Origin of the sequence: Corallococcus sp. AS-1-12, from assembly GCF_020036995.1 — a bacterium.
Classification (GTDB): domain Bacteria; phylum Myxococcota; class Myxococcia; order Myxococcales; family Myxococcaceae; genus Corallococcus.
Genome location: NZ_JAIQDD010000003.1, coordinates 153,413 through 176,191, shown reverse-complemented (window position 1 = coordinate 176,191; position 22,779 = coordinate 153,413). Strand labels below are relative to the sequence as shown.

The 22,779-nt window shown below is 71.0% G+C and carries 21 protein-coding genes; 13 read left to right on the top strand and 8 right to left on the bottom strand.

All coding sequences use genetic code 11. From position 1 onward, the window contains the following. The first annotated feature begins 216 nt into the window (after positions 1–216). The 4 genes from K8556_RS05585 to K8556_RS05570 all read left to right on the top strand — a co-directional run bounded on the left by K8556_RS05585 (position 217) and on the right by K8556_RS05570 (position 6,272). Positions 217–846, top strand: a complete 630-nt coding sequence (locus K8556_RS05585) for a histidine phosphatase family protein (RefSeq protein ID WP_223738968.1) — start codon at positions 217–219, stop codon at positions 844–846. A 48-nt stretch (positions 847–894) separates the two neighbouring features. After that, entirely contained in the window at positions 895–3,537 is a 2,643-nt protein-coding gene (locus K8556_RS05580) for an AAA family ATPase (RefSeq protein ID WP_223738967.1), read from the top strand. Between the two features lie 144 nt (positions 3,538–3,681). After that, the gene (locus K8556_RS05575) at positions 3,682–4,839 is read left to right on the top strand and encodes a trypsin-like serine protease (RefSeq protein ID WP_304503936.1); all 1,158 of its coding nucleotides are present in this window, start codon (positions 3,682–3,684) and stop codon (positions 4,837–4,839) included. 509 nt (positions 4,840–5,348) lie between these two features. Further along, a complete protein-coding gene (locus K8556_RS05570; protein WP_223738965.1) occupies positions 5,349–6,272 on the top strand; it encodes a PQQ-binding-like beta-propeller repeat protein in 924 nt (307 codons plus the stop codon). A 1-nt stretch (position 6,273) separates the two neighbouring features. Here the strand turns inward: K8556_RS05570 and K8556_RS05565 are convergent, their stop codons facing one another. Next, entirely contained in the window at positions 6,274–7,356 is a 1,083-nt protein-coding gene (locus tag K8556_RS05565; protein ID WP_223738964.1) for a TonB C-terminal domain-containing protein, read from the bottom strand. 101 nt (positions 7,357–7,457) lie between these two features. Then, entirely contained in the window at positions 7,458–7,883 is a 426-nt protein-coding gene (locus K8556_RS05560) for a hypothetical protein (RefSeq protein ID WP_223738963.1), read from the bottom strand. Between the two features lie 127 nt (positions 7,884–8,010). Here K8556_RS05560 and K8556_RS05555 point away from each other — a divergent pair, with 127 nt between their 5' ends. Continuing rightward, positions 8,011–8,283, top strand: coding sequence for a DUF2277 domain-containing protein (locus K8556_RS05555; protein WP_223738962.1), 273 nt, complete (start codon positions 8,011–8,013; stop codon positions 8,281–8,283). 48 nt (positions 8,284–8,331) lie between these two features. Here K8556_RS05555 and K8556_RS05550 read toward each other — a convergent pair whose 3' ends face one another. Both K8556_RS05550 and K8556_RS05545 read right to left on the bottom strand, forming a co-directional pair. Then, positions 8,332–9,921 (bottom strand): glycoside hydrolase family 43 protein, encoded by a 1,590-nt coding sequence (locus K8556_RS05550; RefSeq protein ID WP_223738961.1) that lies wholly within the window; start codon positions 9,919–9,921, stop codon positions 8,332–8,334. Between the two features lie 73 nt (positions 9,922–9,994). Continuing rightward, positions 9,995–10,918, bottom strand: a complete 924-nt coding sequence (locus K8556_RS05545; RefSeq protein WP_223738960.1) for a LysR family transcriptional regulator — start codon at positions 10,916–10,918, stop codon at positions 9,995–9,997. A 102-nt stretch (positions 10,919–11,020) separates the two neighbouring features. Here K8556_RS05545 and K8556_RS05540 point away from each other — a divergent pair, with 102 nt between their 5' ends. Further along, complete coding sequence (locus tag K8556_RS05540; RefSeq protein WP_223738959.1) at positions 11,021–11,464, top strand: DUF4437 domain-containing protein; 444 nt, start codon at positions 11,021–11,023, stop codon at positions 11,462–11,464. Between the two features lie 5 nt (positions 11,465–11,469). Here the strand turns inward: K8556_RS05540 and K8556_RS05535 are convergent, their stop codons facing one another. Next, positions 11,470–12,270, bottom strand: a complete 801-nt coding sequence (locus K8556_RS05535) for an intradiol ring-cleavage dioxygenase (protein ID WP_223738958.1) — start codon at positions 12,268–12,270, stop codon at positions 11,470–11,472. A gap of 143 nt (positions 12,271–12,413) precedes the next feature. On the opposite strand from K8556_RS05535, the gene K8556_RS05530 reads away from it, so the two are divergent. The 6 genes from K8556_RS05530 (at position 12,414) to K8556_RS05505 (ending at position 17,910) form a co-directional block, all read left to right on the top strand. Next, positions 12,414–12,821, top strand: coding sequence for a DUF3224 domain-containing protein (locus K8556_RS05530; RefSeq protein WP_223738957.1), 408 nt, complete (start codon positions 12,414–12,416; stop codon positions 12,819–12,821). A gap of 154 nt (positions 12,822–12,975) precedes the next feature. Further along, positions 12,976–14,031 (top strand): hypothetical protein, encoded by a 1,056-nt coding sequence (locus K8556_RS05525; protein ID WP_223738956.1) that lies wholly within the window; start codon positions 12,976–12,978, stop codon positions 14,029–14,031. Positions 14,032–14,125: 94 nt separating this feature from the next. Further along, positions 14,126–15,358, top strand: a complete 1,233-nt coding sequence (locus K8556_RS05520; RefSeq protein ID WP_223738955.1) for a serine hydrolase — start codon at positions 14,126–14,128, stop codon at positions 15,356–15,358. Positions 15,359–15,412: 54 nt separating this feature from the next. Next, on the top strand, positions 15,413–16,045 hold the full coding sequence (locus K8556_RS05515; RefSeq protein ID WP_223738954.1) for a glutathione S-transferase N-terminal domain-containing protein: 633 nt from the start codon (positions 15,413–15,415) through the stop codon (positions 16,043–16,045). Between the two features lie 180 nt (positions 16,046–16,225). Beyond that, positions 16,226–17,593, top strand: a complete 1,368-nt coding sequence (locus tag K8556_RS05510; protein WP_223738953.1) for a DUF6861 domain-containing protein — start codon at positions 16,226–16,228, stop codon at positions 17,591–17,593. Next, positions 17,593–17,910 (top strand): hypothetical protein, encoded by a 318-nt coding sequence (locus tag K8556_RS05505; RefSeq protein WP_223738952.1) that lies wholly within the window; start codon positions 17,593–17,595, stop codon positions 17,908–17,910. Before K8556_RS05510 ends, K8556_RS05505 begins: the two co-directional genes overlap by 1 nt. A gap of 20 nt (positions 17,911–17,930) precedes the next feature. Here K8556_RS05505 and K8556_RS05500 read toward each other — a convergent pair whose 3' ends face one another. After that, on the bottom strand, positions 17,931–18,362 hold the full coding sequence (locus K8556_RS05500) for a helix-turn-helix domain-containing protein (protein WP_223738951.1): 432 nt from the start codon (positions 18,360–18,362) through the stop codon (positions 17,931–17,933). Between the two features lie 75 nt (positions 18,363–18,437). Between K8556_RS05500 and K8556_RS05495 the strand changes: the two genes are divergently transcribed. Further along, the gene (locus tag K8556_RS05495; RefSeq protein ID WP_223738950.1) at positions 18,438–19,292 is read left to right on the top strand and encodes a class I SAM-dependent methyltransferase; all 855 of its coding nucleotides are present in this window, start codon (positions 18,438–18,440) and stop codon (positions 19,290–19,292) included. Here K8556_RS05495 and K8556_RS39415 read toward each other — a convergent pair whose 3' ends face one another. Both K8556_RS39415 and K8556_RS05480 read right to left on the bottom strand, forming a co-directional pair. Next, positions 19,293–20,990, bottom strand: coding sequence for a hypothetical protein (locus tag K8556_RS39415; RefSeq protein WP_304503935.1), 1,698 nt, complete (start codon positions 20,988–20,990; stop codon positions 19,293–19,295). It abuts the gene before it with no gap. An 80-nt stretch (positions 20,991–21,070) separates the two neighbouring features. After that, a complete protein-coding gene (locus tag K8556_RS05480; protein WP_223738949.1) occupies positions 21,071–22,579 on the bottom strand; it encodes an aldehyde dehydrogenase family protein in 1,509 nt (502 codons plus the stop codon). Between the last annotated feature and the right edge of the window lie 200 nt (positions 22,580–22,779).

The following is a 22,779-nucleotide window of genomic DNA, read 5'->3' as shown; positions in this document are numbered from 1 at the left end:
ACCCCGTCCCCCGGGGCCGACGTCCAGACAGGTCCCCGCCGCCCCCCGCCACGGAGTGCGCGCGGCCCCTCACGCCGGACGGGGTATTGTTTCAACGCCGTGACACCCCTCCCGCGCATGAGGGGCATAGCCGGCCCCTTCAGGCAGGGGGCCGCGGCGCCGGGCTGACACTTCGCGCGCCTTGCTCCGCCCGACCCCGCCCGCCACGCTGGGGCCATGACGACCGAATTCATCCTGCTCCGGCACGGGGAGACGGAGTGGAACGCCCTGGGGCGGTTGCAGGGGCACCTGAACAGCATGCTCAGCCGTGAGGGGCTGCGGCAGGCGGAGGCGCTCGCGGCGCGGCTGGCCGCCCATCCCTTCCAGGCCCTCTACAGCAGCGACCTGGACCGCGCGGTGCAGACGGCCTCCCGCATCGCGGCCCGGACGGGCCACGACGTCCAGCGGGACGCGCGCCTGCGGGAGCGCGCGCTGGGCGTGCTCGAAGGGCTGACGCGCGCGGAGGCCGGCCAGCGCCACCCGGACGTCTTCGCCGCGTACTCGGAGGGCCACGCCGACTACGTGGTACCCGAAGGGGAGAGCGCCTCCCAGCGCCTGCGGCTGGCGCTGCACTGCCTGGAGGAGCTGGGCGCGCGCCACCCGGGGGCCCGCGTCGTGGTGGTCACCCATGGCGGCCTGCTCAGCGCCCTGTTGCGCCACTGCCTGGGCATCCCGCCCTCGGCGCCGCGCGCCTTCTCCGTCCTCAACGCGGGCTGGAACCAGTTCGACCTCCACGAGGGGGCCCTGCGCATGGTGACCTGGGGAGACGTCAGCCACCTGCGCGCGCTCAGCCTGGACGACACCTGAGGCACCCGTGACGGACGGGGCCTGGATGGTCGTACACTGCTGCGCGCCATGCGCACGCCATCCGCTCCGGGACTGGGACCGCCGGCGGTCTTCGTGGGCCGAGCCCACGAGGTACGCCGGCTGGGGGACATGCTGAAGCGCGTGCGCACGGGCGTCGTCTACGGGCTGCCCGGCGCGGGCAAGTCCGCGCTGGTGGCGGCGGTGGCCGCGAAGCACCGGGGCCCCGTCGTGCACCGGCGCGTGCGCCCCGGGGACACGCTGGACACGGTGGTGGACGACGTGCGCCGCCTGCTGAGCGAAGCGCCCGTGGCCCAGGCCCTGTCGGACGCGTCCCGGCTGGAGGCGCTGGCGGCGGAGCTGGAGGCGCGCCGCGCCCTGTGCGTGCTGGACGACCTGCACGTGCTCGGGCCGCCGGAGCGCGCCGCGCTGGTGGAGGACCTGGGCGGGCGGCTGCGGCAGGGCACGCTGCTGGCCACCTCGCGCGAGTCGGTGCCCCGGCACGCGGCCAGCCCGGACCGGGTGGAGCTGCGGCTGGAGGGCCTGCCGGAGGAGGCCGCGAAGGAGCTGTGGCGGGAGCTGGACGCGCTCTACGGCGAGCGCGACGGCTTCGACGCGGCGTGGGGCCGCTCGCGGGGCCTGCCCTTCCTCCTGCGCCGCGCCCACGCGGGCGACACGGGCGGGGACGAACCCGTGCGAGCGGCGCTCGCGGCGCTGCCCGCGGACGAGCGGCGGCTGTGCGCGATGCTGGCCTTGAGCCAACTGCCGCTCACCGCGAGCGCGCTGGGGCCGGTGCTGTCCGGCGACGCGGCGGACCCGGCGCCGCGCCGGTTGGGCGCGAAGCTGCTGGTGGAGACGGACTCGCGGGGCCGGCACGGCGTGCACGACCTGGTGCGCGAGGCGATGGTGTCCCTGCTGTCGCCGGACGAGGCGCGCGCCGGCCACGAGGCGCTGCTGGAGGTCCTGGAGCGGGAGCCCCTGCCCGCCGTGGTCCGGGTGCGCGCGGTGTGCCGCCACCTCCAGGCGCTCGGCCGGCACGAAGCGCGCGCGGCCTTCATCGTCGCCCAGGCGGAAGCCCTGGTGCGCCACGGCGCCGCGGACGAGCTGCTGGGCCTGCTGGACTCGCTGCCCGCCGGGCTGCGCACGCCCCAGGTGAAGCTGGCCCATGCGCGCGCGCGGGTGCGGCTGCTGGATTTGCGCCGGGCCTACCCGGAGCTGCTCGCCCTGCGCGCCTCGCTGGAGGCCGCCGCCGGCGCGCCGGAGCCGGAGTCGAACGAGGCCCTGCGCGAGGGCGTGGGCGCCGTGCTGGTGCGGGTGGCCCTCTTCGCGCTGGAGCCGGAGGCCTGCGAGCGCACGCTGGAGGCCATGCCGGTGCCGAGCAGCGCGGAGGTCTTCCTCCAGCAACTGCTGGCCTGGACCGCGCTGCGCTTCTTCCAGGGGCGGCTGGATGAGTCCCTGGCCATGCTGGACAACGCCGCCGCCGCGACCGGGGACCGGCGCGTGCTGGGCTGGTGCGCCTACGCCCGCGCGCTGATGCTCTGGATTGAAGGCCGCGACAGCGAGCTGGCGGAGCCCCTGGCCCAGTGCGTGTCCTTGCTGGAGGACGCGCCGCTCGACTCGCGAGGCCCCCTGGTGGCGGCCATGTCCGCGGGCATCCTCAGCCGGCTGGGCCGCTTCACGGAGGCGGACGCCGCGCTCGCCAGCGCCCGGGAGCGCCTGGGCCAGTTGGGCGCCCCCCGCCTCGCGCTGGAGCTGGACTGCATCGCGGCGTGGGTGCGCGCGGAGTCAGGGCAGCGCGGCGCGGCGCTCGCGGCGCTGCGGGAGACGGAGGGCCGCGCGGAGAAGGCGGGCTACCTCTTCGTCCGGCTGCTGTGCCGCGTGGGCGCGGGCCGCATGCTGCTGGAGCTGGGCCGGCGCGCGGAAGGAAGGGCCCAACTGGACGCGGTGGAGGAGGAGGTCCGCTCGCGCGGCGTGGTGGGGCTGATGCGGGCCGCCCGGGTGGCGCGCACGCTGGACGTGCCGGGGCCGGACGCACCGCCCATCACCGTGGAGCCCCGGGAGGTGCGCCCTGGCATCGCCGCCCGCCAGCGCGCCCTCGCCGCCCTCGCCGCCGCCCGGAGCGGGGACGCCCCGCGCGCCACGGCGCTGCTCACCGCGCTGGAGCCCCTGGCCCGAGGTGACGACTTCGCGCTGGAGCACACGCTGGGGCACCTGGCCCGCGCCACGCTCCACCGGCACGCGGGCCGCGCCCGCGAGGCCGCGCAGGCCCTGGAAGAGGCCACCCGCGCGGCGACCGCGGGCGGGCTGGACCCCGAGCTGATGGCGGAGCTGACCCGGCCGCTAGCATCCGCCGCGAAGGCAGACTCCCTCCCGGAAGCGCCGGAGGAGGTGGTGCTGGACGCCCGCCGTCATGAGCTGCGAGCCCCGGGGAAGACCGTCTCCCTGGAGCGGCGCGCCCTGCCGCGCAGGCTGCTCTACGCGCTGGCTCGCCAGCCAGGGAGCATCCTGTCGAAGGAGGACTGCGTGCGCGCCATGTGGAACGCGGCCTACGACCCGCGCCTGCACGACAACGCCTTGCGCGTCCACGTCAGCCACGTGCGGGACATGCTGGAGGGCACCGGCACCCGGGTGGTCTTCGAGGACCCCGGCTACCGCCTGGAGGTGTCCTCGGGCTTCACCTTCGTCGCCGGATAGCCGCGTCACGCCAACTCCATAACAGTAGTTATCCAGTTACAATAAATCGCCCACCGGGGTATTTACAAAGAGTCCTGGACTCCTCAAGAATCCCGTCGCTTCATATTTACCAATCAAAACGGGGTTCACATGATTTCGGCTCAGATGGTGCGTCGCTGGACCGCCGCCAGCGCGGTGTCGCTGCTGGTCGTCGGTTGCGGTCCCCAGACCACGGAGGAGAAGCAGGCCCAGCCGGAGACGCCGGCTCCCGCCGCCACCACCCAGGAGATCGTCGGCGGCACGGCGACCACCATCGAGGCGAACCCCTGGCAGGTGTCGCTGCAGAGCAGCGGCGGCAGCCACTTCTGCGGCGGCTCCGTCATCAACGAGAACTGGATCCTCACCGCGCAGCACTGCGTGAACTCGGGCGGCTCCATCTCCAAGCCGGGCCGCATCGTGGCGGGCGTCACCAACCGCACCACCACCACCGGCGGGCAGGTCCGCACCGTGTCCCAGGTGGTCGTGTACCCGGGCTACGTGGACGCCAACTACGGCAAGGACGCGGCGCTCCTCAAGCTGTCCTCGCCGCTGGACCTGAGCGGCGCGAACGTGAAGGCCATCCCCATCGTCACCGCGGCGGACGAGGCGGCGGGCGTGGGCGGCGTCGGCGCCGTGGCGCGCGTCACGGGCTGGGGCACGCTGTCCAGCGGCTCCTCCTCGCTGCCCACCACGCTCCAGACGGTGGACGTGAACGTCATCAGCAACGCCGACGCGCAGGCGGACTACCAGGGCCAGGAGACCATCACCGCGGACCAGTTGGGCGCCACGGCCCCGGGCAAGGACTCCTGCCAGGGTGACAGCGGCGGTCCCCTCACCGTCCTCAAGGGCAGCACCCGCGTGCTCGCGGGCATCGTGAGCTGGGGCTACGGCTGCGCCGACCCGGCGTACGCGGGCATGTACGGCCGCGTGTCGTCCTTCGCCAGTTGGATCGACAGCACCATCAACGCCCCGCAGCAGCCGACGCAGACGCTGCTGAGCCAGACCAACCTCTCCGGCTCCTCCGGCACCTGGAAGCACTACGCCATCACCGTCCCCGCGGGCTCCACGACCCTGACGGTGGAGCAGTCCGGCGGCACGGGTGACGCGGACCTCTACGTGCGCCAGGGCTCGCAGCCCACCACCACCGCGTACAACTGCCGCCCGTACCTCAGCGGCAACGCGGAGACCTGCACCATCACCGCCCCGGCGTCCGGCACCTGGTACGTCTCCGTGCGCGGCTACTCCGCGTACTCGGGCGTCTCCGTGAAGGCCACGGTGCCGTAGCCGTCGCCTGACACCGGCGTGAGCGCGCAAGCCCTCTTCCTCCCCTCGCGGGAAGGAAGGGGGCTTTCGTGTTTCAACCCCTCGCGTGCGCGGAGTGCTACACCCGGAGTCATGGCCCGGCCCGTCCCCAGAGCTTCGCGCTGTCCCCACTGCAACGCGCCCTTCACGCCCCAGGCCGCGAAGACGCACTACGTCTGCGGCTACTGCGGCCACGCCTTCGACCTGGACGGCCCACACCCGGCGCGGCCTGGCCCGCCGCCCCCCGCCCAGGCGAACCGGCAGGCCCTGATGGTGGTGGCGGGCGTCGCGGCGATGGTCGTCATGGGCGGCGTGGGCGCGGCGGTCGCCCTCCTCAAGGGGGGCCCGGATGAACCCAGCCCCGTCCCACCCCACCTCCCGCCGCCGTCCCCCGCTCCGTCGCGCCACCGGTCGTCCCCGGGCCTCCACCCGAGCCCCCCAAGCCCGGACCCGAGCGCCTCCAGTGGGCGGAGCGGGGCGCGCCCGCGTTCGTGGACGTCAACGGCGACGGGACGGAGGACATCGTCGGCCACGTGAGCCGGCACGAGGGCGCCTCCGGCGTCCAGCACTTCATCGCCGCGTTCGACGGCCGGACGTTCCAGAAGCTCTGGGAGTCGTCGCCCTCGGAGGGGCCGGACGCCTCCCGCCACACGAAGGTCATCGCCCAGAACGGCCACCTGGTGATGAGCGAGCAGCGCACGGTGAACCTGCTGGAGCTGGAGACCGGCAAGCGGCTGGGGCGCGTGCCGCTGACGGACTCGCCGCGCCGGCTGTGCATCCCGCCCGGGGACACGACGTCCGTCTGGGTGGAGGTGGTGGACCACCAGCACCTGCTCTTCGACACGCGCACCGCCACGGCGAAGCCCGCGCCCCGGGCGCCGAAGGGCTGCGCCACGCCGCCCCTGAGCCCGCAGACGTGCAACATGAGCCGGCCGGCGGAGCACCCCACCTCCTGCGAGCGCTCCAGCTACCCGCCCTCCGACATCCGGGGCTTCTCCACCAAGTACCTCTTCCGCACGGGCGGCTACACGCTGGCGCTGGGCACGCGCTGGCCGGGGACGCAGGTGCCCCTGGTGGCGCTGTACGCGCCGGGCAACCGCAAGCCGCTGTGGCACGACACCGTGTCGGAGAAGGACCCGCTCCTCCTGCGGGACACCGCGCCGGAGGTGGGGGAGATCACCCAGGACGCCGTGTACGTCGTCTATGCGCTGGAGAAGGGCGGCGCGTACCTCATCCGGCGCGACCTGCGCACCGGCGCCGTGGTCTGGGACGTGCCCATGCCCGAGACCCGCTCCCTCACCATGATGACGGCCCTCTGGGTCCGGGGCGGCAGGGTGTACGTGCCGATGTGGGGCGCCCTGCACGTCCTGGACGCCGCGACGGGTGAGCGCATCGGCGGCATCGGGACGGAGTGAGTCAGTAGATGGAGATGAGGTGGACCCGCACGCGGGGGTTGCCGAGGTACTCCTCCAACCGCCAGCGGGTCCGCATCCCGTCCTCGCGGATGCCCACGCCGCCGTCCGTGGGAGGCTCCGCGCTGGCGAGCGCATCCCGGAGCTGGGACACCGCCCAGCGGTCGAACTTCGGGTCCCCGGAGCCCTCCAGCACCTGGAGGTCGATGAGGCTGCCGTCGCGCGCCTGCCGCACCTCCACGATGGCGACGAGCGCCAGGATGGGGGTGGTGACGTCCATCATGTAGACGTTCGCCGCGCGCCCGGCCTCCACCGCCGCGCGCATCCGGTCGGACGTCTCCCGGCGGACGTCGCGCTCCTGGGGCGCGAAGGGAGTGCCCGTCTTGCCGAACCGCTCGATGGCCTCCAGTTGCTCGCGCTTCAGCCGGCGGGCGAGCACCTCGGTGTCGGGAGGCGGCGGGTTCACGAGCTGCTCGGAGAAGCCCTGGCGCAGCTTCGCGAAGTAGGGAGGCGTCGCGCCCGTGGCCCGCGCGGACGCGGTCGCGTCGTGGGCCCAGCCATCCACCCGCTGGCGCGCCTCCTCCGCCTCACGGGCCGCCAGGGCCTTGGGGTCCGGCTCCGAGCCGGGGACGTTGCGAAGCGTCCGCCCCGTCGACGGAGGGCCCTTCAGGAGCCCACCGCCCAGGAGCCCGGGGGGCTCCAACTGGAGCGGGACGTCCCGGAGCGGAGGTGACGGGCGCTCGGCGGGAGCTTCCGCGAGCGGCTCGGGAGCGGCCTTCCCGGGGGCGGCGGGAGCTGGCGCTTCGTCCTTCTTCCGCTCGCGCTCCGCCAGCGGCGTCGGCGCTCCACCCTTCCGCTCCCGCGTGGAGGGTTCGCGCTCCGCCGGACGCGCGGGCGGGCGCGGAGGGCTCGGCTCCGCTTCGGGGGTGGGGCGTGCGTCCCGGGTGACGATCTCCAGCTCGATTGCCCGCGGCGGCTCGTGACGCCGGACGTTCGCGGCCGGGCTCCGCCACAGCGCGAAGAGGAGCGCCGCGTGCAGGAGCCCGGACACGACGAGCAGGAGGAGGAGCTGTGAGCGCCGGGACACGAAGCTCAGCTTGCTCCGTCCCGCCGCGCGGGAGAAGTGGCGCGGAGCGTGGGTGTCGGACCTCCACGCTCCCCTGCCCTCCTACGGCGTGGGTCGGGCCGTCACTCCGCCCAGTGGACCTTGCCCAGCCCCGCCGGGATGAGGTCGCAGACGTAGACGATGTCGTCGTACGGGTAGTTGTCATACACGCCCCGCGCCGGGATGCAGCGCGCCTGGCTGGGGTTCGGCGCGTTGTAGTCCGCGGCGAGCTGCTGGCAGTAGGCGTTGTCGGTCGTGCCACCGCACTCCTCGGTGCACTGGTCCGCACGGATCCAATACGGGTTGTAGATCGGGTACGAGTCCGCCTCCGTCCAGCACAGGCCCGTCGCGCAGTCGGTGTCCGCCGAACAGCCCTCGCCCACGGCGTTGAGGCCCTGCTCCTGCTGCGTCGGGGTGGAGGGCTGCGGCTCGGCGGCGGGGCTGCCGCCACAGGCGAGCAGCGCCAACGAGAAGAGCGTCACGGGAACGGCGAAGCGCTTGCGCATCATTGGAAGAAACCTTTCCAGGAGAAGGGGGAGTCCTGAGAAAACCATCTTGGCTCCCATGGGCCAAGTCACATTCTCGCGGCAATGGATTGGGGTACGCTGGCGGCACTTCACGCGGAGGGCCCCGTCCATGTGCCGGAGCATCAAGACGCTGTTCAACTTCGAGCCCCCCGCGTCGGACGCGGAGGTCCGGGCGGCGGCCCTGCAGTTCGTGCGGAAGCTGAGCGGCACCAGCGCCCCGTCCAAGGCGAACGAGGAGGCCTTCCACCGCGCCGTCGAGGACGTCACCGAGGCCGCGCGCCGGCTGGTGGACTCCCTGGTGACCACTGCCCCGCCGCGCAACCGCGACATGGAGGCCATGAAGGCGAAGCTGCGGTCCGCGAAGCGCTTCGCGCCGCGCTGACGGACGCCGCGCGCTGGAGACAGCGTCCGTCCGGAGGCAGGCCGCGGCTCAGGGGATGTTGATGCGCGAGTGCAGGGCCCGCCCGTCGTACGCGGCGGCGCCGCAGCGCGCATGGGCCCAGTCTCCGTTCACCGCGGAGCAGACGCGGAAGGCCTGGATGTTGGAGTACGGCACGTTGATGCCTGGCGTGTCGCAGCGCCCCTGGTAGGTCCAGGACAGGCTCTTGTTCACGGCGCCCACGCCGATGCACGGGCCAATCCACGCGCCCGTGTCCCGCCGCTGCACGTCGATGGAGTACTGCGCCAGCGTCTCCTCCTCGCTCCACTCCAGGTCCACGAAGGGCGTGACGCCGCCGGGCAGCTCCAGGGACACGTCGTCGGAGATGCCGTCATAGGCCTTCTCCACGAAGGGCCCCCAGACGTTGTTGTTGGAATAGAAGAGGCGGAACGCGGCGATCTCCCCCTTCGTCACCACGCGGTCCCCGGCGCTGCGGCACACGCCGTCGAACACCGTCTTGTGGGCCTGCCCCAGCAGCACCACGGACGTGCACGGCCCCACCACCGAGCCATTCTTCAACACGACGTCCAGCGAGTAGCTGTACCCCGCGAGCCGGTTCCAGCGCACGCTCACCTGGTTGAGCGACGTCATCGCCCCATCCGGCTTGAACGCGACGCGCTGCCTGTACGTGCTGCGCGAGGCGAGGTTGCCCGCGCTGTCGAAGGCGCCCTGGTGGAAGACGTTGAAGTACTCGCCCCGCCGCTCGACGATGACGTTGTGGCCGTGGGACTGCACCAGCCGGCCCGCGGAGTTCTTCGACGGCAGGGACAGCCGCCGCACCGCCCGCGCCCGCGTGAGCTCTGGGATGGAGTCCGCCATCACGTAATACATGGCGTACTGGCTGTTGTACCAACCGCCGCTGAAGACCAGGTAGTAGCGCCCGTCGCGCTTGAAGAGCTCCGGCGCCTCGTTGATGCCCTCCTCGTAGGCCGGCGTCGCGAACACCGCCGGGCCCGCGTGGTTGTAGACGGTGCCGGGCGCGGCCAGCTTGAACGAGGAGATGTTGTTGCCGTTCTGGAACCAGACATAGAAGAGCCAGCGGTCCACGCCGTCATCGAACGTCGCCGAGTCGATGCGGATGTTCCGGTTGCACCCCTGCGGCAGGCACGCCGTGCCGGTGGTGGTGCGCGGCCACGTGGTGTTGGCGTTGAGGGGCTGGGGCGCGCCGAAGACCAGGTTCAAGTCCGGCGCCGTGGCGACGAAGGTCGTCACCTCCTGCCCCGCCGGAGGACACGCCGCGCCGTTGGGCACCCGGTGGCCGGAGAAGTGGAGCTGGTAGACGCTGCCCACCCTGCTCAGGTCCGGCGCCCACAGGAAGCAGTAGTCGTAGGTCGGATCCGCCGCGGACGGGTTGTAGTCGCGCTTGAAGCGGAACGTCGTCAGGTCGTTCGACTCATACAGCGGAATCACCACCCCGTTGCCCGTGCCGGTGAGGAAGAACAGGTCGTCGTTCTCCTTGTAGACATCTGGATCCGCCAGCCACTGCATGAGCAGCGTGCGTGAGGGGTCCTGCGCGAGGGCGCTCCCGGCGAAGGTCGTGGTGAGGAGGGACCACAGCAGGGCGGCTCGGACGGGCTTCATGAGACATCTCCATGAAAGTCTTGAAATTCAAGCTTACAATGAAGGCCTCGGGCGCGGGGCGGACGCGGCCCCGTCACCGCGCGCGCTTCCTCCCGGACCTGGCCGGGGGCTTCGCGAGCGCCTCCGCCTGCCTCCCGATGGTCTCCGCCAGGAAGTCCACCACCGCGCGCACCCGCGCGTTGTGGGCCAGGTCCTCGTGGAACACCAGCCACACGGTCCGCTCCAGCTCCGGCAGGGCGTCACGCAGGGGCACCAGCTCCGGATGCAGGTGGCCGAAGAACGCCGGCAGGAGCGCCACGCCCAGGCCCTCGCGCGCGGCCTGGAGCAGCCCCAGGATGGACGTCAGCCGCAGCGCCACGGTGGCCTTCGCCGCGTGCACGTCCAGCCACTTCGACTCCGGCCAGCGCCGCGAGTCCTGCGCGTACCCCACCACCGAGTGCCCCTGGAGCCCCGTGTCGAAGCGCACCGGCCCCCGGCGGGAGAGATAGGCCTTCGACGCGAAGGGCACGACCCCAATGGCAGCCACCTTCCGGGCCCGCAGCGACGCCTCCCGTGGCCTGACCAGCCGGATGGCCACGTCCGCCTCGCGCCGCACCAGGGAGAGCGCCTCGTAGCCGGAGAGCAGTTGCAACTCGATCTCCGGATGGCGCTCCTGGAACGCGGCCAGCCAGGGCATCACGTTGTGGACCAGGAAGGAGTCCGTCGCGGTGACCGTCACCGGCCCGGAGGGGCGCAGGTCCTCGCCGCTGGCGAGCCGCTCCACCCGCAGCGCCTCCGCCTCCACCGCCTCCGCGGCCGGGAGGATGCGCAGCGCCACCGCCGTGGGCTTGAGGCTCGTGGGGGTCCGGTCGAAGAGCCGCGCCCCCAGCTCCTTCTCCAGCACGGCCAGGCGCCGGCCCACCGTGGTGGGGTCCACCTTCAACCGCCGCGCCGCCGCGGAGAGGTTCCCCTCCCTCGCGATGGCCAGGAAGTGCCGCAGGTCGCTCCATTCGGGCATGGCCTGCATTCTCGCAGAGGGCCCCTGCGGAAACGGGCATTTTCGCAGCCCCCGTCCGCCGCCATCCTCCCCGGCGTTTCCTTCCACCGAGGAGTGCCTCCCGTGAAGCCCCTGCCCAAGCTCGTCGCCGCCGTCGCCGTCCTCTCCGCGTTCACCTTCGCCGCCGCCAGGGGCAAGGAGTCCGCCGCGTTCCAGCAGACCGCCTATGACAAGCTCGCCTGGACGGAGATGATGCCCGGCGGCCCGTCCGTGCACGTGCTCTGGGGCGACATGAAGAAGGGCCCGTACGCGCTGTTGATGAAGTTCCCCGCCGGGTTCGACTCCGGGCCGCACACCCACTCCGCCAGCTACCACGGCGTGCTGGTGAAGGGCCGCATGACGAACACCAGCGAGGGCGCCGCCGAAGCGGGCGCCGTGGAGGCCGGCAGCACCTGGGACCAGCCCGGCAAGGTGGTGCACCGCAACCAGTGCTCGCCAGACGCCGAGTGCGTGCTGCTCATCGCCCAGGACAAGCCCTTCGACTTCGCGCCCGCGAAGGCGAAGTAGCCGCGTCAGACCTGGATGGGCACCACCAGCGACGCGGCGTAGCCGTCCGTGGTGTTGCCCGTCACCGTCGCCAACTGCGTGGACGCGCCGTCGCTGAACACGTTGTCGCTGGAGAGCGAAACCTGGCTGAGGTTGCGGACGCTCTGCGAATACCCGGACGTCGCATAGACGGTGTCGCAGACGTCCTCGGGCAGGGCCAACTGGGACGTGGCCACCTTGTTGCGCGAGGAGGAGGTCGCCTCCACCGAGGGGTAGATTTCGAAGTGGATGTGCGGCCACCGCCCGCTGTAGCAGGCGGGGAAGACGCTGGTGAAGGTCACCCTGCCCTCTTCATCCGTCACCTGCACCCCGCGCAGGTAGTTCTCCTGGGTGACGCCCGACGAGTACATGGAGTAGCGCCCCGCCTGGTCGCAGTGCCACAGGTAGATGGCGTAGCCCCGGAGCGGCGTGCAACTGTCATTGCTGGCCACCAGCGTGAGGGTGACGGTGAGCGGGATGCCCGCCGCGACGCCGCTCGCGCCCGCGATGCTGGAGCGGATGTCGCTCCGGACGATGCCCGACAGCACCAGGGCATTGGCTCCGTTGGACCCGTCGCCGGGATAGGGGCCGGCCGTCTCCTCCGGAATCCTCGCGCAGCCGGACGCGTCGTCGTTGCCGCCGCTGGAGTCCGTCCCCCCGCAGCCGATGACGGGGATGAGGCTGGTGAAGGCCATCCAGCGCAGCAGCTCCCGCCGGTCCGTGCGCTTCGCCAGCACCCGCAGGTCCTGCTGGAGTCCGTCGTGGTGGTTCTGTTCGTGGTCACTCATGCGCCCTGCCCCCTTGGAGTGACCGTGACGGTAGGGCACAGGTCTTAAGCGAGTCCTAAGGCGCCGGGCGTGATGCGTTTTTGCAATCCAGGCGCGGGCTCCTGGCGTATCTGTCCGGCCATCTGGCAAGGGAGCAGGCACCCATGACGAAGCGCGCGAGTGGTCCTTTCGACGTCAAGCTCACCCCCATGGCCCCGGAGGCGGGCGCGGTGGAGGCGGCCCCGGGCCGGATGACGCTCGACAAACGCTTTCACGGCGGACTGGACGCCACGAGCCAGGGACAGATGCTCGCGGTGCGGACGCCGGTGGAGGGGTCCGCGGGGTACGTGGCCATGGAGCGCGTCAGCGGAACGCTGGACGGCCGCGCCGGCACCTTCGCGCTCCAGCACTCCGGGACCCTGACGCGCGGGGCGCCCCAGCTCGTCATCACGGTGGTGCCGGACTCCGGAACCGGCGAGCTCACGGGGCTCGCCGGTTCCATGACCATCGACATCGCGCCGGGCGGGAAGCACTCCTACGACTTCCAGTACACCCTGCCGGACGCGCCATGACCCACCCAGGCGGACGTCCCGCGGTTGATGGCTCCGGGTGGGCGAGCGGGCCCGGCGCGGGGCGCTGACGCCTTCGCGGGCCTGCTCGGGAAGATTGGCGCCGGAGCGCGTAGAAGCAGGTGACGGGAGCCTCCATCCCTCCCGGCACCCCATCATGGCCCGTCCCAAGAGCCCCCTCGTCTGGATCCTCCTCGCGGTCGGAGGCGCCTGCGCGTTCTGCTGCACCGGCACCCTGGGGCTCATGGCCCTGGGGCTCTTCGCGGGAGGCGACAGCGCCACGCCCGGCGCCCCCGGCGCGGTGAGCAGGGCCCAAGGCGGCAGCCCCGGGGAGCCCGGAGGCTTCGCGTTCGACGCGCCTCCGGGCTGGAAGACCCAGCAGGACGGGCGCTTCATCCTCGAGTGGGACCATCGGGGCGACACCCTGGGGGTGGAGGCGCTCCGGCTGCCAGCCCTGCCCGGGCTCGATGACGCCGAGGGCCGGCTCGCGAAGCTGTGGCAGGAGCGCATTGGCGCGGACTGGAACGACGTGAAGCCGAACCCGCTGGTGATGCGGCGCTTCGTGGCCAACGGGGCCCGCGCCTTCTTCACCGCCGCGGTGGTGCGCGCGAAGAACAACGACCGGACCTTCCGGGTGAGCCTCTACCTGGTGGAGGCGGGAGACCGCCTGGAGCCGCTGGTGTTCATCCAGAGCTTCATGACGCCCGGGGGCCTGGGCGAGGCCATGTCGGCCTCGTTCTCCTGGAACACGTCCTACGTCCGGGTGGAGGAGGCGCTGAAGGGCGTGCGCGGGAGCCCTGTCGGCCTGCCGCTCGTGGACGACGCGCAGGTGGTGGGCCACTTCGTCTACGGCAGCAGCTCCGCGACCCAGTGGGTCAACACCTATACCGGCGGCACCAGCATGACGGCGGTCTCCTACAGCGTCGACTACACCTTCGGCGCCGATCGCGAGTTCCAGTACAAGTTCGCGGGCGCGTCCGGACAGGTGGGCGCGATGAAGTTCGGCTCCGACGACGACCAGGGCACCTGGAGCGTGAAGCACGACGTGCTGACGCTCACCGGAGCGAAGCGGACACGCCGGTACCTGCTCATCGGGGCCGCGCGCTCTCCTGAAGGCAAGCGCACGCTCTACCTCATGCCGGAACACCCAGGATGGTCGCTGGCCCCGGGCGCCATCGGGCAGAACGGCGAGCTGTACGTGGAGGTGGACTGAAGCGCCCCCATCCGGTGACACCGCCAGGGGTCCCCGGTGTTCCATCCGCCGGCCGGCGCGAATGCACCGGCCCTTCCCTCACAGGAGATGGAGCATGGCGGTCCTGCACCGTGGAGTGCGGCTGGGTATGGCATTGCTCGCGAGCTTCACGGCCCCCGCCTGCGGGCCGGGGGCACCGGCCGGTGTCGCGCTGGAGGTGGGCGAACAGGAGCTGGAGGCGGCGAAGTCGCCCCTGCCGCCCCTGGACCGCGAGGCGCTGCGGCAGGCCATCGCGGGGCTGCCGAACGCGGAGGTGACGGGCGCGCTGGTCCGGGTGAGCGGCGCGGACGGGCGCTGGCTGGGCACGTCCGGCGTGGCGGACGTCCGCACCGGCGCCCCGGTGCCCGCGGACGCGCACTTCCGCATTGGCAGCATGACGAAGGCGTTCACGGCCACCGTCGTGCTCCAGCTCGCCGCCGAGGGGCGCGTGGACCTGGACCGGCCCGTCCAGGACTACCTGCCGCGCCTGCTGCCCGCGGGCGTCTACGCGCCCATCACCGTGCGCCAGTTGCTCAACTTCACCCACGGCCTGCCCGGCGTGCCGGTGCCGCAGAAGGACCCCGACTGGTTCTTCGAGAACCGCTTCCGGCGCTTCAGCCCCCGGGAGCTGGTCTCCCTGGCGCTCCCCCAGGGCCCCCGCTTCGCGCCGGGCACGCGGCAGGAGTACGGCAACATCGGCTACCTCGTCGCGGGGCTGCTCATCGAACAGGTGACGGGCCGGCCCTACGGGGACGCGGTGCGCGAGCGCATCCTGCGGCCGCTGCACCTGCGGGACACCTTCGTGCCCGGCAACGACGTGACCCTTCCCGGACGCCACGCGCGTGGCTACGAGGAGGTCGCGCCGGAAGAGACCGGCTGTCCGGCGGGGGCCATCACCTACGGCACGCGCTGCCTGGTGGACGTCACCGAAGCGAGCCAGTCCGTGCCCTGGGCCGCCGGAGAGATGATCTCCACGGCCGAGGACCTGGACCGCTTCCTCGTCGCGCTCTTCCAGGGGCGGCTGCTGCCGCGCAAGCAGCAGGAGGAGCTGTTCACCGTCCCGGACCTGCCCGCCGCGGGAGGAGGCCGCGCCACCTACAGCGCGGGCCTCTCCCGCTACGACCTGGGCGGCGTCATCTTCTGGGGCAAGAGCGGCGACCGGCACGGCTACAACAGCGGGATGGGCGCCACGAGGGACCTGCGCCGGCGCCTCATCTATTCGGTCAACACGCTCCACATGGGAGGAGACCCGCCGGACATCGCCGCGCGGATCATCCAGGCGGCCCTGACGGGACCTTCACAGCCGTAGAGGGTGGGGGCGAGATGGGGTTAGCCTGCCACGCCACATTGACTGGAGGCTCCCATGACCACGCTCGACACGCCTGTCATCATCGGCCGTTCAAGCTCGCATTTCACGCGCATCGCCCGGCTCTTCGCCGCGGAGCTGGGCGTTGACCACTCCTTCCAGGTGGTGCGGGACCTGCTGTCCACGAACCCGGAGGACTACGGCGGCAACCCCGCGCTCCGGATTCCCGTCCTGAAGACCTCTCAAGGGGTCTGGTTCGGCGCGCTCAATGCCTCCCGTGAGCTGTGGCGGCGGTCGAACCCCAGACCCCGGGTGGTGTGGCCGGAGGATCTGGACGTGCCCCTGCTGGCGAACCTGCAGGAGCTCACCCTGCAGGCCATGGCGACGGAGGTGACGCTGGTCATGGAGAAGATGGCCGGCGCCGGTGAGGGGACGACCCATGCGCGCAAGCTGCGGGAGTCCCTGCTCAACATGATGGCGTGGCTGGAGTCGAACGCGAGCGCCGCGCTGGCCGCGCTCCCGCCCGACCGGGACCTGAGCTACCTGGAGGTCACGCTCTTCTGCCTCGTGACCCATCTGGAGTTCCGGGACGTCCTACCCACGGCCCCCTATGAAACGCTGAACCGCTTCTGTCAGCAGTTCGCACAGCGCCCATCCGCCAGCGCCACCCAGTTCCGCTTTGATGTCTGAGTACACCCGGGCTTCGCGGGACGAGCGCGGCTTGTAACGACCCTCCAGGTCATCCGCCAATGGAAGGATGGCTGGGCTGAGGTCTCCACGCGTCATGGACAAACGGGCTTCGTTGCCTCCGAGTACATCTGGACCCATTTGCCCGAACCCAGCGCAAGACTGCATCGGGTTGAAGCAGGCGTGTCCGGCACCGCCATTGCCATCGCGGAAACCTATTACGGCGATCTGGCCACCCAGTGGGGGCAGGACCTGCGCTTCTTCGTCAACGTCCTCGCGAACGTGAACCGCCTGGCCGTGCCGTTGGGGACAACGGGGTGGCGTGAAGTGCACTTTCGCAGCGACACCTTGATCTGGATTCCAGGCCGTGGCTTTGCCCAATCCCTATCGGATGTCGTCAACTCCGGTTCCCGCTCCTACAACCTCGCCACGACGGTGGGCTCCACCGTCGCGCGCGTCGCCCAACTCTGGGATGACTTCCATCGCGCGGTCGCCCTCTCCACACGCTATCTCAGCGGGTCCGTCACGCGGCACGCGGAAAAGGTCCTCCAAGACATCGTCATGGCACTGGCCGAGATGGTGCTGGGAGGGATCGCGGTGCTCGCGGTCTCAACCGCGATAGGAGCGGGAATCGGTGCGCTGGCCGGCGGGATCGGCGCGGCACCGGGTGCAGCCGCCGGATTCGAGATCGGGCTCATTGTCCTTGAGTGGTTGGGGCTGGCCATGTTGCTGAACTGGCTCGTGGAGTCCCTCTGGAAGGTAGCCAAGGCATTCCACAAGTTCATCAGCACGGTGTGGGAGGCGAAGGGGAACGCGAACGCGATCGATCGCGCCGCACGCGAATTCGCAGAGGCCATCGCGACGCTGGTCAGCGCCATCCTGGAAGGGGTGCTCATGCTGGCGATGTCTCGCGGGGTGTCCTGGATGGTACGAGCGCTGCGCGGGACAGCCCTCTCGCGCAAGCTGGGAGAGGCCCAGTTGGCGAACTGGCTCAACAAGCGCCTCGACGCCTTTCGAGAACGGCGTGCGGGACGTCCGCGAGAGGTCATCGGTCAATTGACGCAAAAGATCGTCGACGCCCGCTACTTTCGCGGAGTGGACCTTGTTCAGCGAACGCGCAAGGGACGCTACATGAGACTGGGAGAGTTCGACGGAATCGATATGCAGCAGCGGTTGCTCATCGAGTACAAGTCAGCTCGAAGGCTTCATCGGTCAAGCCCACCAAGAGATCCGGCGGACTGGGCCAACGAACTGATCTACGAAACCACCGTCGGGCGAATCCAGGCGCTTACACAAACTGCGACCGGGACACGGCCAACACAGACGGGCTCGGCCACGGTCCCTGCCATCGAGGAGATTCAAGGCTTCCGGCGCTTGCAGTTCCGCATCGACGCGGACACACCAAGGCTGCGTGCAGGTGTGGAGGCTGCCCTGCAAAAGCTCCGTTCAGCCCATCCAGGCTGGACGTTCGAAGTGCGCTGGGGCATTGACTTCCGGTTGCCGCCCCTTCCTGACTGGGCCATCGTCGGCCAGCACCCAGAGCTCCACTGATGTCCGTTGCCATCCTCGTCAAATTCAAATCGACAGACCAGGCTCCCCTCTACATCCCGGTGGCCACCCAGGGGGAGTACCATGGTGTGTGGCTTTCCGCTGCGGAGAAGCTTGGCCTCAAATGGGTACCGCTGTTCGAAGACGGCCCTGTTGTCGACGTGAGCGATCTGCCTTCGTTGCTGGATGAGTTCCGGCAACTGCGGAAGGCGTTGGCAGGCAGCCCGACGAATGCCTTGCTTCTCGAACACATCGATTCGATTCTGGAGCAGTTCGGCCAATTGGACCTCACCGAGGTCTCCAAAATCGTCATTGGTTGATGACCGGGTCCGTCCTGGCGCTACGGCCGCCGCGGAGTCTGCTTCCTTCGCGTGCCCATCGCGCCGGACGCGGCGCCTTTGAGGATGCGGCGGAAGGTGGGGCAGTCCAGGTGGCTCGGATGCGGGCAGGCAGCGGCGTGCCGCAGGCCGTCGCGCATCGCGCTCAGCTCGCGGATCGTCCTGTCCAGCTTCTCCGCCTGGGCCGTGAGCATCTTCCGGTCGATTCGTGGCCGCCCGTCCGGCGCGAACATGCGCCCCACCTCATCGAGCGAGAAGCCCGCTGCGCGCCCCATCGCGATCAGCGCCAGCCGCTCCAGCACCTCGGGACCGAACAGGCGGCGCAGCCCCCGCCTGCCGATGGAGGCAATCAGCCCCCGCTCCTCATAGAAGCGCAGTGTCGAGGCGGGAACGCCGGAGCGCTTCGCCACCTCCGTGATGTCCAGTGCGGTCATTCGCTTGACCTCAAGTCGGCTTGAAGTGGCACCCTGCGGCTTCAGGTTCTTGAAGGCAAGCAGGAGGAGATATCCATGAATGACACGCGCCAACCCGAGGACGAGCAGACGAACCTGTGGAACGGCACCGCCGGACACGCCTGGGTCGAAAACCAGGCGGTGATCGACGCGATGTTCAAGCCGCTCGAAAACCTGCTCGTCGAGGCAGTCGCCGAGGGCTCCGCGCGCCGGGTGCTCGACGTCGGTTGCGGCACGGGCAGCACGACGCTCGCCGTCGCGCGGCGGCTGGGCGCGGAGGGCCGCTGCACCGGCATCGACATCTCGGAGCCGATGCTCGCCGCCGCCCGGGCCCGGGCCGAGCAGGAGGGCACCCCGGCCCGCTTCATCCGAGCCAACGCGCAGCTCCACACCTTCGAGCCCGCGAGCTTCGACATGATCATCTCGCGCTTCGGCGTCATGTTCTTCGAAGACCCCGTCCAGGCCTTCGCGAACCTGCGACACGCCGCCAGGAGTGGCGCCCGACTCCTGGCCATCGCGTGGCGGAGCCCTTCGGAGAACCCGTTCATGACGACGGCCGAGCGCGCCGCCGCGCCGCTCCTGCCGAACCTCCCCGCCCGCAAGCCGGACGCGCCAGGACAGTTCGCCTTCGCGGATTCGAACCGGGTCCACCGCATCCTGGAGGCGAGCGGCTGGGCCGGAATCGACATCCAGCCCATCGACGTCACCTGCACCCTGCCCGAGAAGGAGCTGGTCCGTTACCTGTCCCGGTTCGGGCTCCTCGGGAGGGTCCTCCAGGAAGTGGACGAGAAGACCCAAGCCCAGGTCATCCAGACGGTCCGCGCCGCGTTCGAACCGTTCGTGCACGGAGCGGAGGTCCGCTACACCGCGGCCTGCTGGAAGGTGGAGGCCAGGTCGTCAGCGAGCCCTTGATTACGGCTCGCGGGAGCCGCGGCCGCGCACGTCCAGCGGATCCTGCTTCGTCTCCACGCAGGTGGCCCCCTGGGCCTGGGCCCTGCGGACCCTCGCGTCGCAGTGCTGCCACGCCCCCGCGGGCGTGGCCACGCTCCCGCCAAGGTGGAGCGCGCACGAGGGGTTGTGCCCCCAACTGTCCTCCTGCATCCAGTAGAGGAACGTCTCCGTCATGGCTCCCGGCCGGGTGCACTCGATGAAGTGCGACTTGCCGTCCGCCTTGAAGAACGCGCTCGTCGTCGCGTTGGGGACCTGCTTCTTCGGCGGAAGGACCGTCTCGAAGCGCGCCTGGAAGCCCTGCACCCGGGTGCCGTCCGCCGCCAGCCGGAGAGGAGAGGTCACCGGCTGGCCCGCCAGCTCGTCGAAGAGCCCATCCACCACCACCGACCCGTCCGGCATCGCCGCCACCATCCGGAGGAAGCCCGCGACCTCTGGGTTCCGCTTCGCTTCCGCCGCCGCCTTCCGGTAGCGCAGCCCCGCGCCAAGCCCCTGCTGGAACCGCGCATCCACCGAGCCGTCCGCCTTCAGGCGCACGAGCCCCGGACCCCGCCAGGGGCCCTCCGGCGGATCCACGGCGGGGATGTTGTTCTGGGCCAGCACGAGCGTCCCGTTCGGTCCCAGCCCCATCTGCGGCACGCGCATGAAGCGGCCCTGGGGGAACTCCCCTTCCTGTTGGAAGGTCTTGTAGGCGGGGTCGAGCCTCCCCTTGGGCGTCAGGCGCACCACGTGCGCGCGCTTCCCGCCCTGGCCCACCTCCCCCACCCCGATGACCGAGCCGTCTGGACGCGGGGCGATGAGGCTCAGCTCCATGCCGTCCTCGCCCTTCATCAGCCAGGACAGGAGGGGCGTGTTGAAGCGCGCATCCGGCTTCCACCGCGCGTCGAGGGCGAGGATGGGAATCTCGGCCCGCTCCCCTTCCGGCTCGAACCGGCCGCTCAGGAAGAGGCCTCCATCAGCCCGCGCGCGGACCTGGTTCAACTCGAACCAGCCCAGCCCGAGCCCCTTCAAGACCGAGTCGAAGCGCACGGTGCGGTCGATGGCGCCATCGGGCGTGAAGCGCAGCAGCCACAGCGGCACCTGCTTCAGGTAGCTCTCGTCTGGCGTTGACGCCGCGACGATGAGCCGCGACTTCGCATCCACCTCCGCGGTGATGATGAACGACGAGGCGCCCACCTTTTCGAGCAGCGCCTCCCGCACCTTGCGGTTGAAGGCGTCCGCCTGCGCCCCCGCCGCCGTGTGGCGGACGAGCACATGGGCAATGCTCGCGGGCCCGCTCTCGCCTTGGGGGGCCTTCGCGTCGCGGGAGTGATACGTCGCGATGTAGCCCCCGGAAGGCACGGCGAGCAGTTGCACCAGCTCCTTCATGCGGTCCCGGTCGGACGCGGCCTCGAGCGCCACGGAGGCCGGTGACCTGTCGCGCTGGCCCAGGGCATCGATGACCACGACGCTGCCCACGGGCTCGCCGTTCAACCGGTTGCAGGTGTGCCCCACCACGCCCCAGGCGCCCTTGGGCGCGGGGAGGACGGCCACGAGCTCGCAATCGCCATTCGGCTCGTGGAACTGGTCATGGGGCGACCAGATTCCGTCCTCCTCCGCGAAGGCCCCACCGCCCAGTGCCAGGGCGAGCAACACCGTGCCCGCGTTCCTCAAAGCCTGCATCGTGCGCTCCCGTTTGACTCAAGGCGCACCATGGTGTCACGCCGCGTGCCCCTTCTGGAACCCGCGCGCGGGTGGACGCCTCAGTCAGGCCAGTTGCCTTCCATGGGATGCGGGCCGTCCGTGAAGGCACGCACCAGGTGGACGCCGCCGACGAAGGCGCCCGCCCATGAGCCGCCCTTGCCGCCGAAGGACTCCTCGCGGTCGCCCCGCGAGCGCAGCGCGTTGATGCCCACCTTGAAGGCATGGAGCCGCGCGGCGATGCGTTGGGCGAGCCCCGGGTCGTCCGTCGCCACCGAGGCGACGAGCGCGCCCTGGGAGACGTTGGCCTCCCGCAGCAGCTCCTCCTCGGAGTCCACCGACACCAGGACATCCACCGGACCGAAGGGCTCGCGCAGGTAGAGCTCGCTGTCTCGCGGGACGCCGAAGAGCAGGACGGGCGGCAGGTACGCGCCCCGCTCCTGCCGCGCGGTGAAGGCGTCCTCCGCGAGCATCCCCTCATGCAGCACCTGCGTGCCCTGCTCCCGCGCCCGGGCGATGAGGCCGCGGAGCTCCTCCACCTTGCTGGGGGAGATGAGCGGCCCGAAGTCCACGTGCGCGCCCAGGACCGGGTTGCCGACGCGCAGCGTGGAGACCGCATCGACATACGTCCGGACGAACTTCGGGACGAGTGACTTCTCGACGACCCAGCGGGTGTAGGCGGTGCAGCGCTGCTTGCCGAAGTCGAAGCCCGCGCGAATCTGTTCGCCGAGCCCGTCCCAATCCGTGAAGTGCGTGATGGCGTAGGCGTTCACGCCCTCCATCTCCAACGCGTAGCGCTTGTCCGTGTCACGCAGGCGGCGGTGGACCTCGCCACCGTTGGCGCGGCCGCCAATGAAGGCGACGCCCGCGATGAGGGGATGGCCGACGAGCGCCTCGGAGAGGTCCCTCCCGCGCCCGCCGACGAGCGACACAGGAAGCCCCGCGCGGCGCAGCAACGCGAACGCGAGGGTCAGCGAGACGCCGCCGCCCTGGGTCGGAATCTTCGCGATGACCGAGTTGCCCGCGAGCGACTGCACGAGCACGTTGAGCAGGAGGACGGAGAAGGGATAGTTCCAGGAGGCGATGTTCGAGATCAGGCCCAATGGCTTGCGGCCATCGATCATCCGGCCCATCTGCTCCAGGTACCACGCGATGCCCGCGAGACACCGGTCCACGTCGTTGGAGGCCGTGGGCAGCGTCTTGCCAATGTCCCACGCGAGGATGCGGACGAGCAGGTCCCGGTGCGAATGGAGCAGCACCACCGCCTCCGTGACCGCACGGGCGCGCGCATCGAGCGGACGGGCCGCCCAGGGCCCGAACTCCGCCGCTGCCTGCTCGACGCCCGCGGCGACCTGGGAGGCGCCGAGCAGCGGCAGCTCCGCGAGGACGCTGCCATCGATGGGCGAGACAGCGTTGAACCAGGCAGGCGGCTGGACCCACCTCCCCGCGATGGGCGAGAGCAGACGCCCCTGGGAGTCGAAGGCCTCCGGCACGGCCCTTCGCGCCTCGGCCAGCAGGAGGCGACTTTCAAGATGACGAAGGGGCTCGCCAACACGTTCGGTATCCAGCATGGGTGCTCCTCCTCGCGCGTCGACCGCGCTGATTCCAATGAAGCCCCGGCCCATGACGAGCTGCGGCATGAGTGCAATATCGTCATGCACGCCGCGTCTGTCTGGGGAGGCAGGCAGGGGCCCGCCGGGCGGCGTGTGCGCCCCCTGAAGGCGAGCAGCACGGGCGCGTCGTGAATCCGAGACGCCGAGGAAGGCCCGGC

Excerpts from the sequence above, each read along its gene's own strand:
- K8556_RS05585 (WP_223738968.1), top strand. The coding sequence starts at position 217 with ATGACGACCGAATTCATCCTGCTCCGGCACGGGGAGACGGAGTGGAAC.
- K8556_RS05580 (WP_223738967.1), top strand. The coding sequence starts at position 895 with ATGCGCACGCCATCCGCTCCGGGACTGGGACCGCCGGCGGTCTTCGTG.
- K8556_RS05575 (WP_304503936.1), top strand. The coding sequence starts at position 3,682 with ATGGTGCGTCGCTGGACCGCCGCCAGCGCGGTGTCGCTGCTGGTCGTC.
- K8556_RS05560 (WP_223738963.1), bottom strand. The coding sequence starts at position 7,883 with ATGATGCGCAAGCGCTTCGCCGTTCCCGTGACGCTCTTCTCGTTGGCG.
- K8556_RS05555 (WP_223738962.1), top strand. The coding sequence starts at position 8,011 with ATGTGCCGGAGCATCAAGACGCTGTTCAACTTCGAGCCCCCCGCGTCG.
- K8556_RS05550 (WP_223738961.1), bottom strand. The coding sequence starts at position 9,921 with ATGAAGCCCGTCCGAGCCGCCCTGCTGTGGTCCCTCCTCACCACGACC.
- K8556_RS05545 (WP_223738960.1), bottom strand. The coding sequence starts at position 10,918 with ATGCCCGAATGGAGCGACCTGCGGCACTTCCTGGCCATCGCGAGGGAG.
- K8556_RS05535 (WP_223738958.1), bottom strand. The coding sequence starts at position 12,270 with ATGAGTGACCACGAACAGAACCACCACGACGGACTCCAGCAGGACCTG.
- K8556_RS05530 (WP_223738957.1), top strand. The coding sequence starts at position 12,414 with ATGACGAAGCGCGCGAGTGGTCCTTTCGACGTCAAGCTCACCCCCATG.
- K8556_RS05525 (WP_223738956.1), top strand. The coding sequence starts at position 12,976 with ATGGCCCGTCCCAAGAGCCCCCTCGTCTGGATCCTCCTCGCGGTCGGA.
- K8556_RS05520 (WP_223738955.1), top strand. The coding sequence starts at position 14,126 with ATGGCGGTCCTGCACCGTGGAGTGCGGCTGGGTATGGCATTGCTCGCG.
- K8556_RS05515 (WP_223738954.1), top strand. The coding sequence starts at position 15,413 with ATGACCACGCTCGACACGCCTGTCATCATCGGCCGTTCAAGCTCGCAT.
- K8556_RS05505 (WP_223738952.1), top strand. The coding sequence starts at position 17,593 with ATGTCCGTTGCCATCCTCGTCAAATTCAAATCGACAGACCAGGCTCCC.
- K8556_RS05500 (WP_223738951.1), bottom strand. The coding sequence starts at position 18,362 with ATGACCGCACTGGACATCACGGAGGTGGCGAAGCGCTCCGGCGTTCCC.
- K8556_RS05495 (WP_223738950.1), top strand. The coding sequence starts at position 18,438 with ATGAATGACACGCGCCAACCCGAGGACGAGCAGACGAACCTGTGGAAC.
- K8556_RS39415 (WP_304503935.1), bottom strand. The coding sequence starts at position 20,990 with ATGCAGGCTTTGAGGAACGCGGGCACGGTGTTGCTCGCCCTGGCACTG.
- K8556_RS05480 (WP_223738949.1), bottom strand. The coding sequence starts at position 22,579 with ATGCTGGATACCGAACGTGTTGGCGAGCCCCTTCGTCATCTTGAAAGT.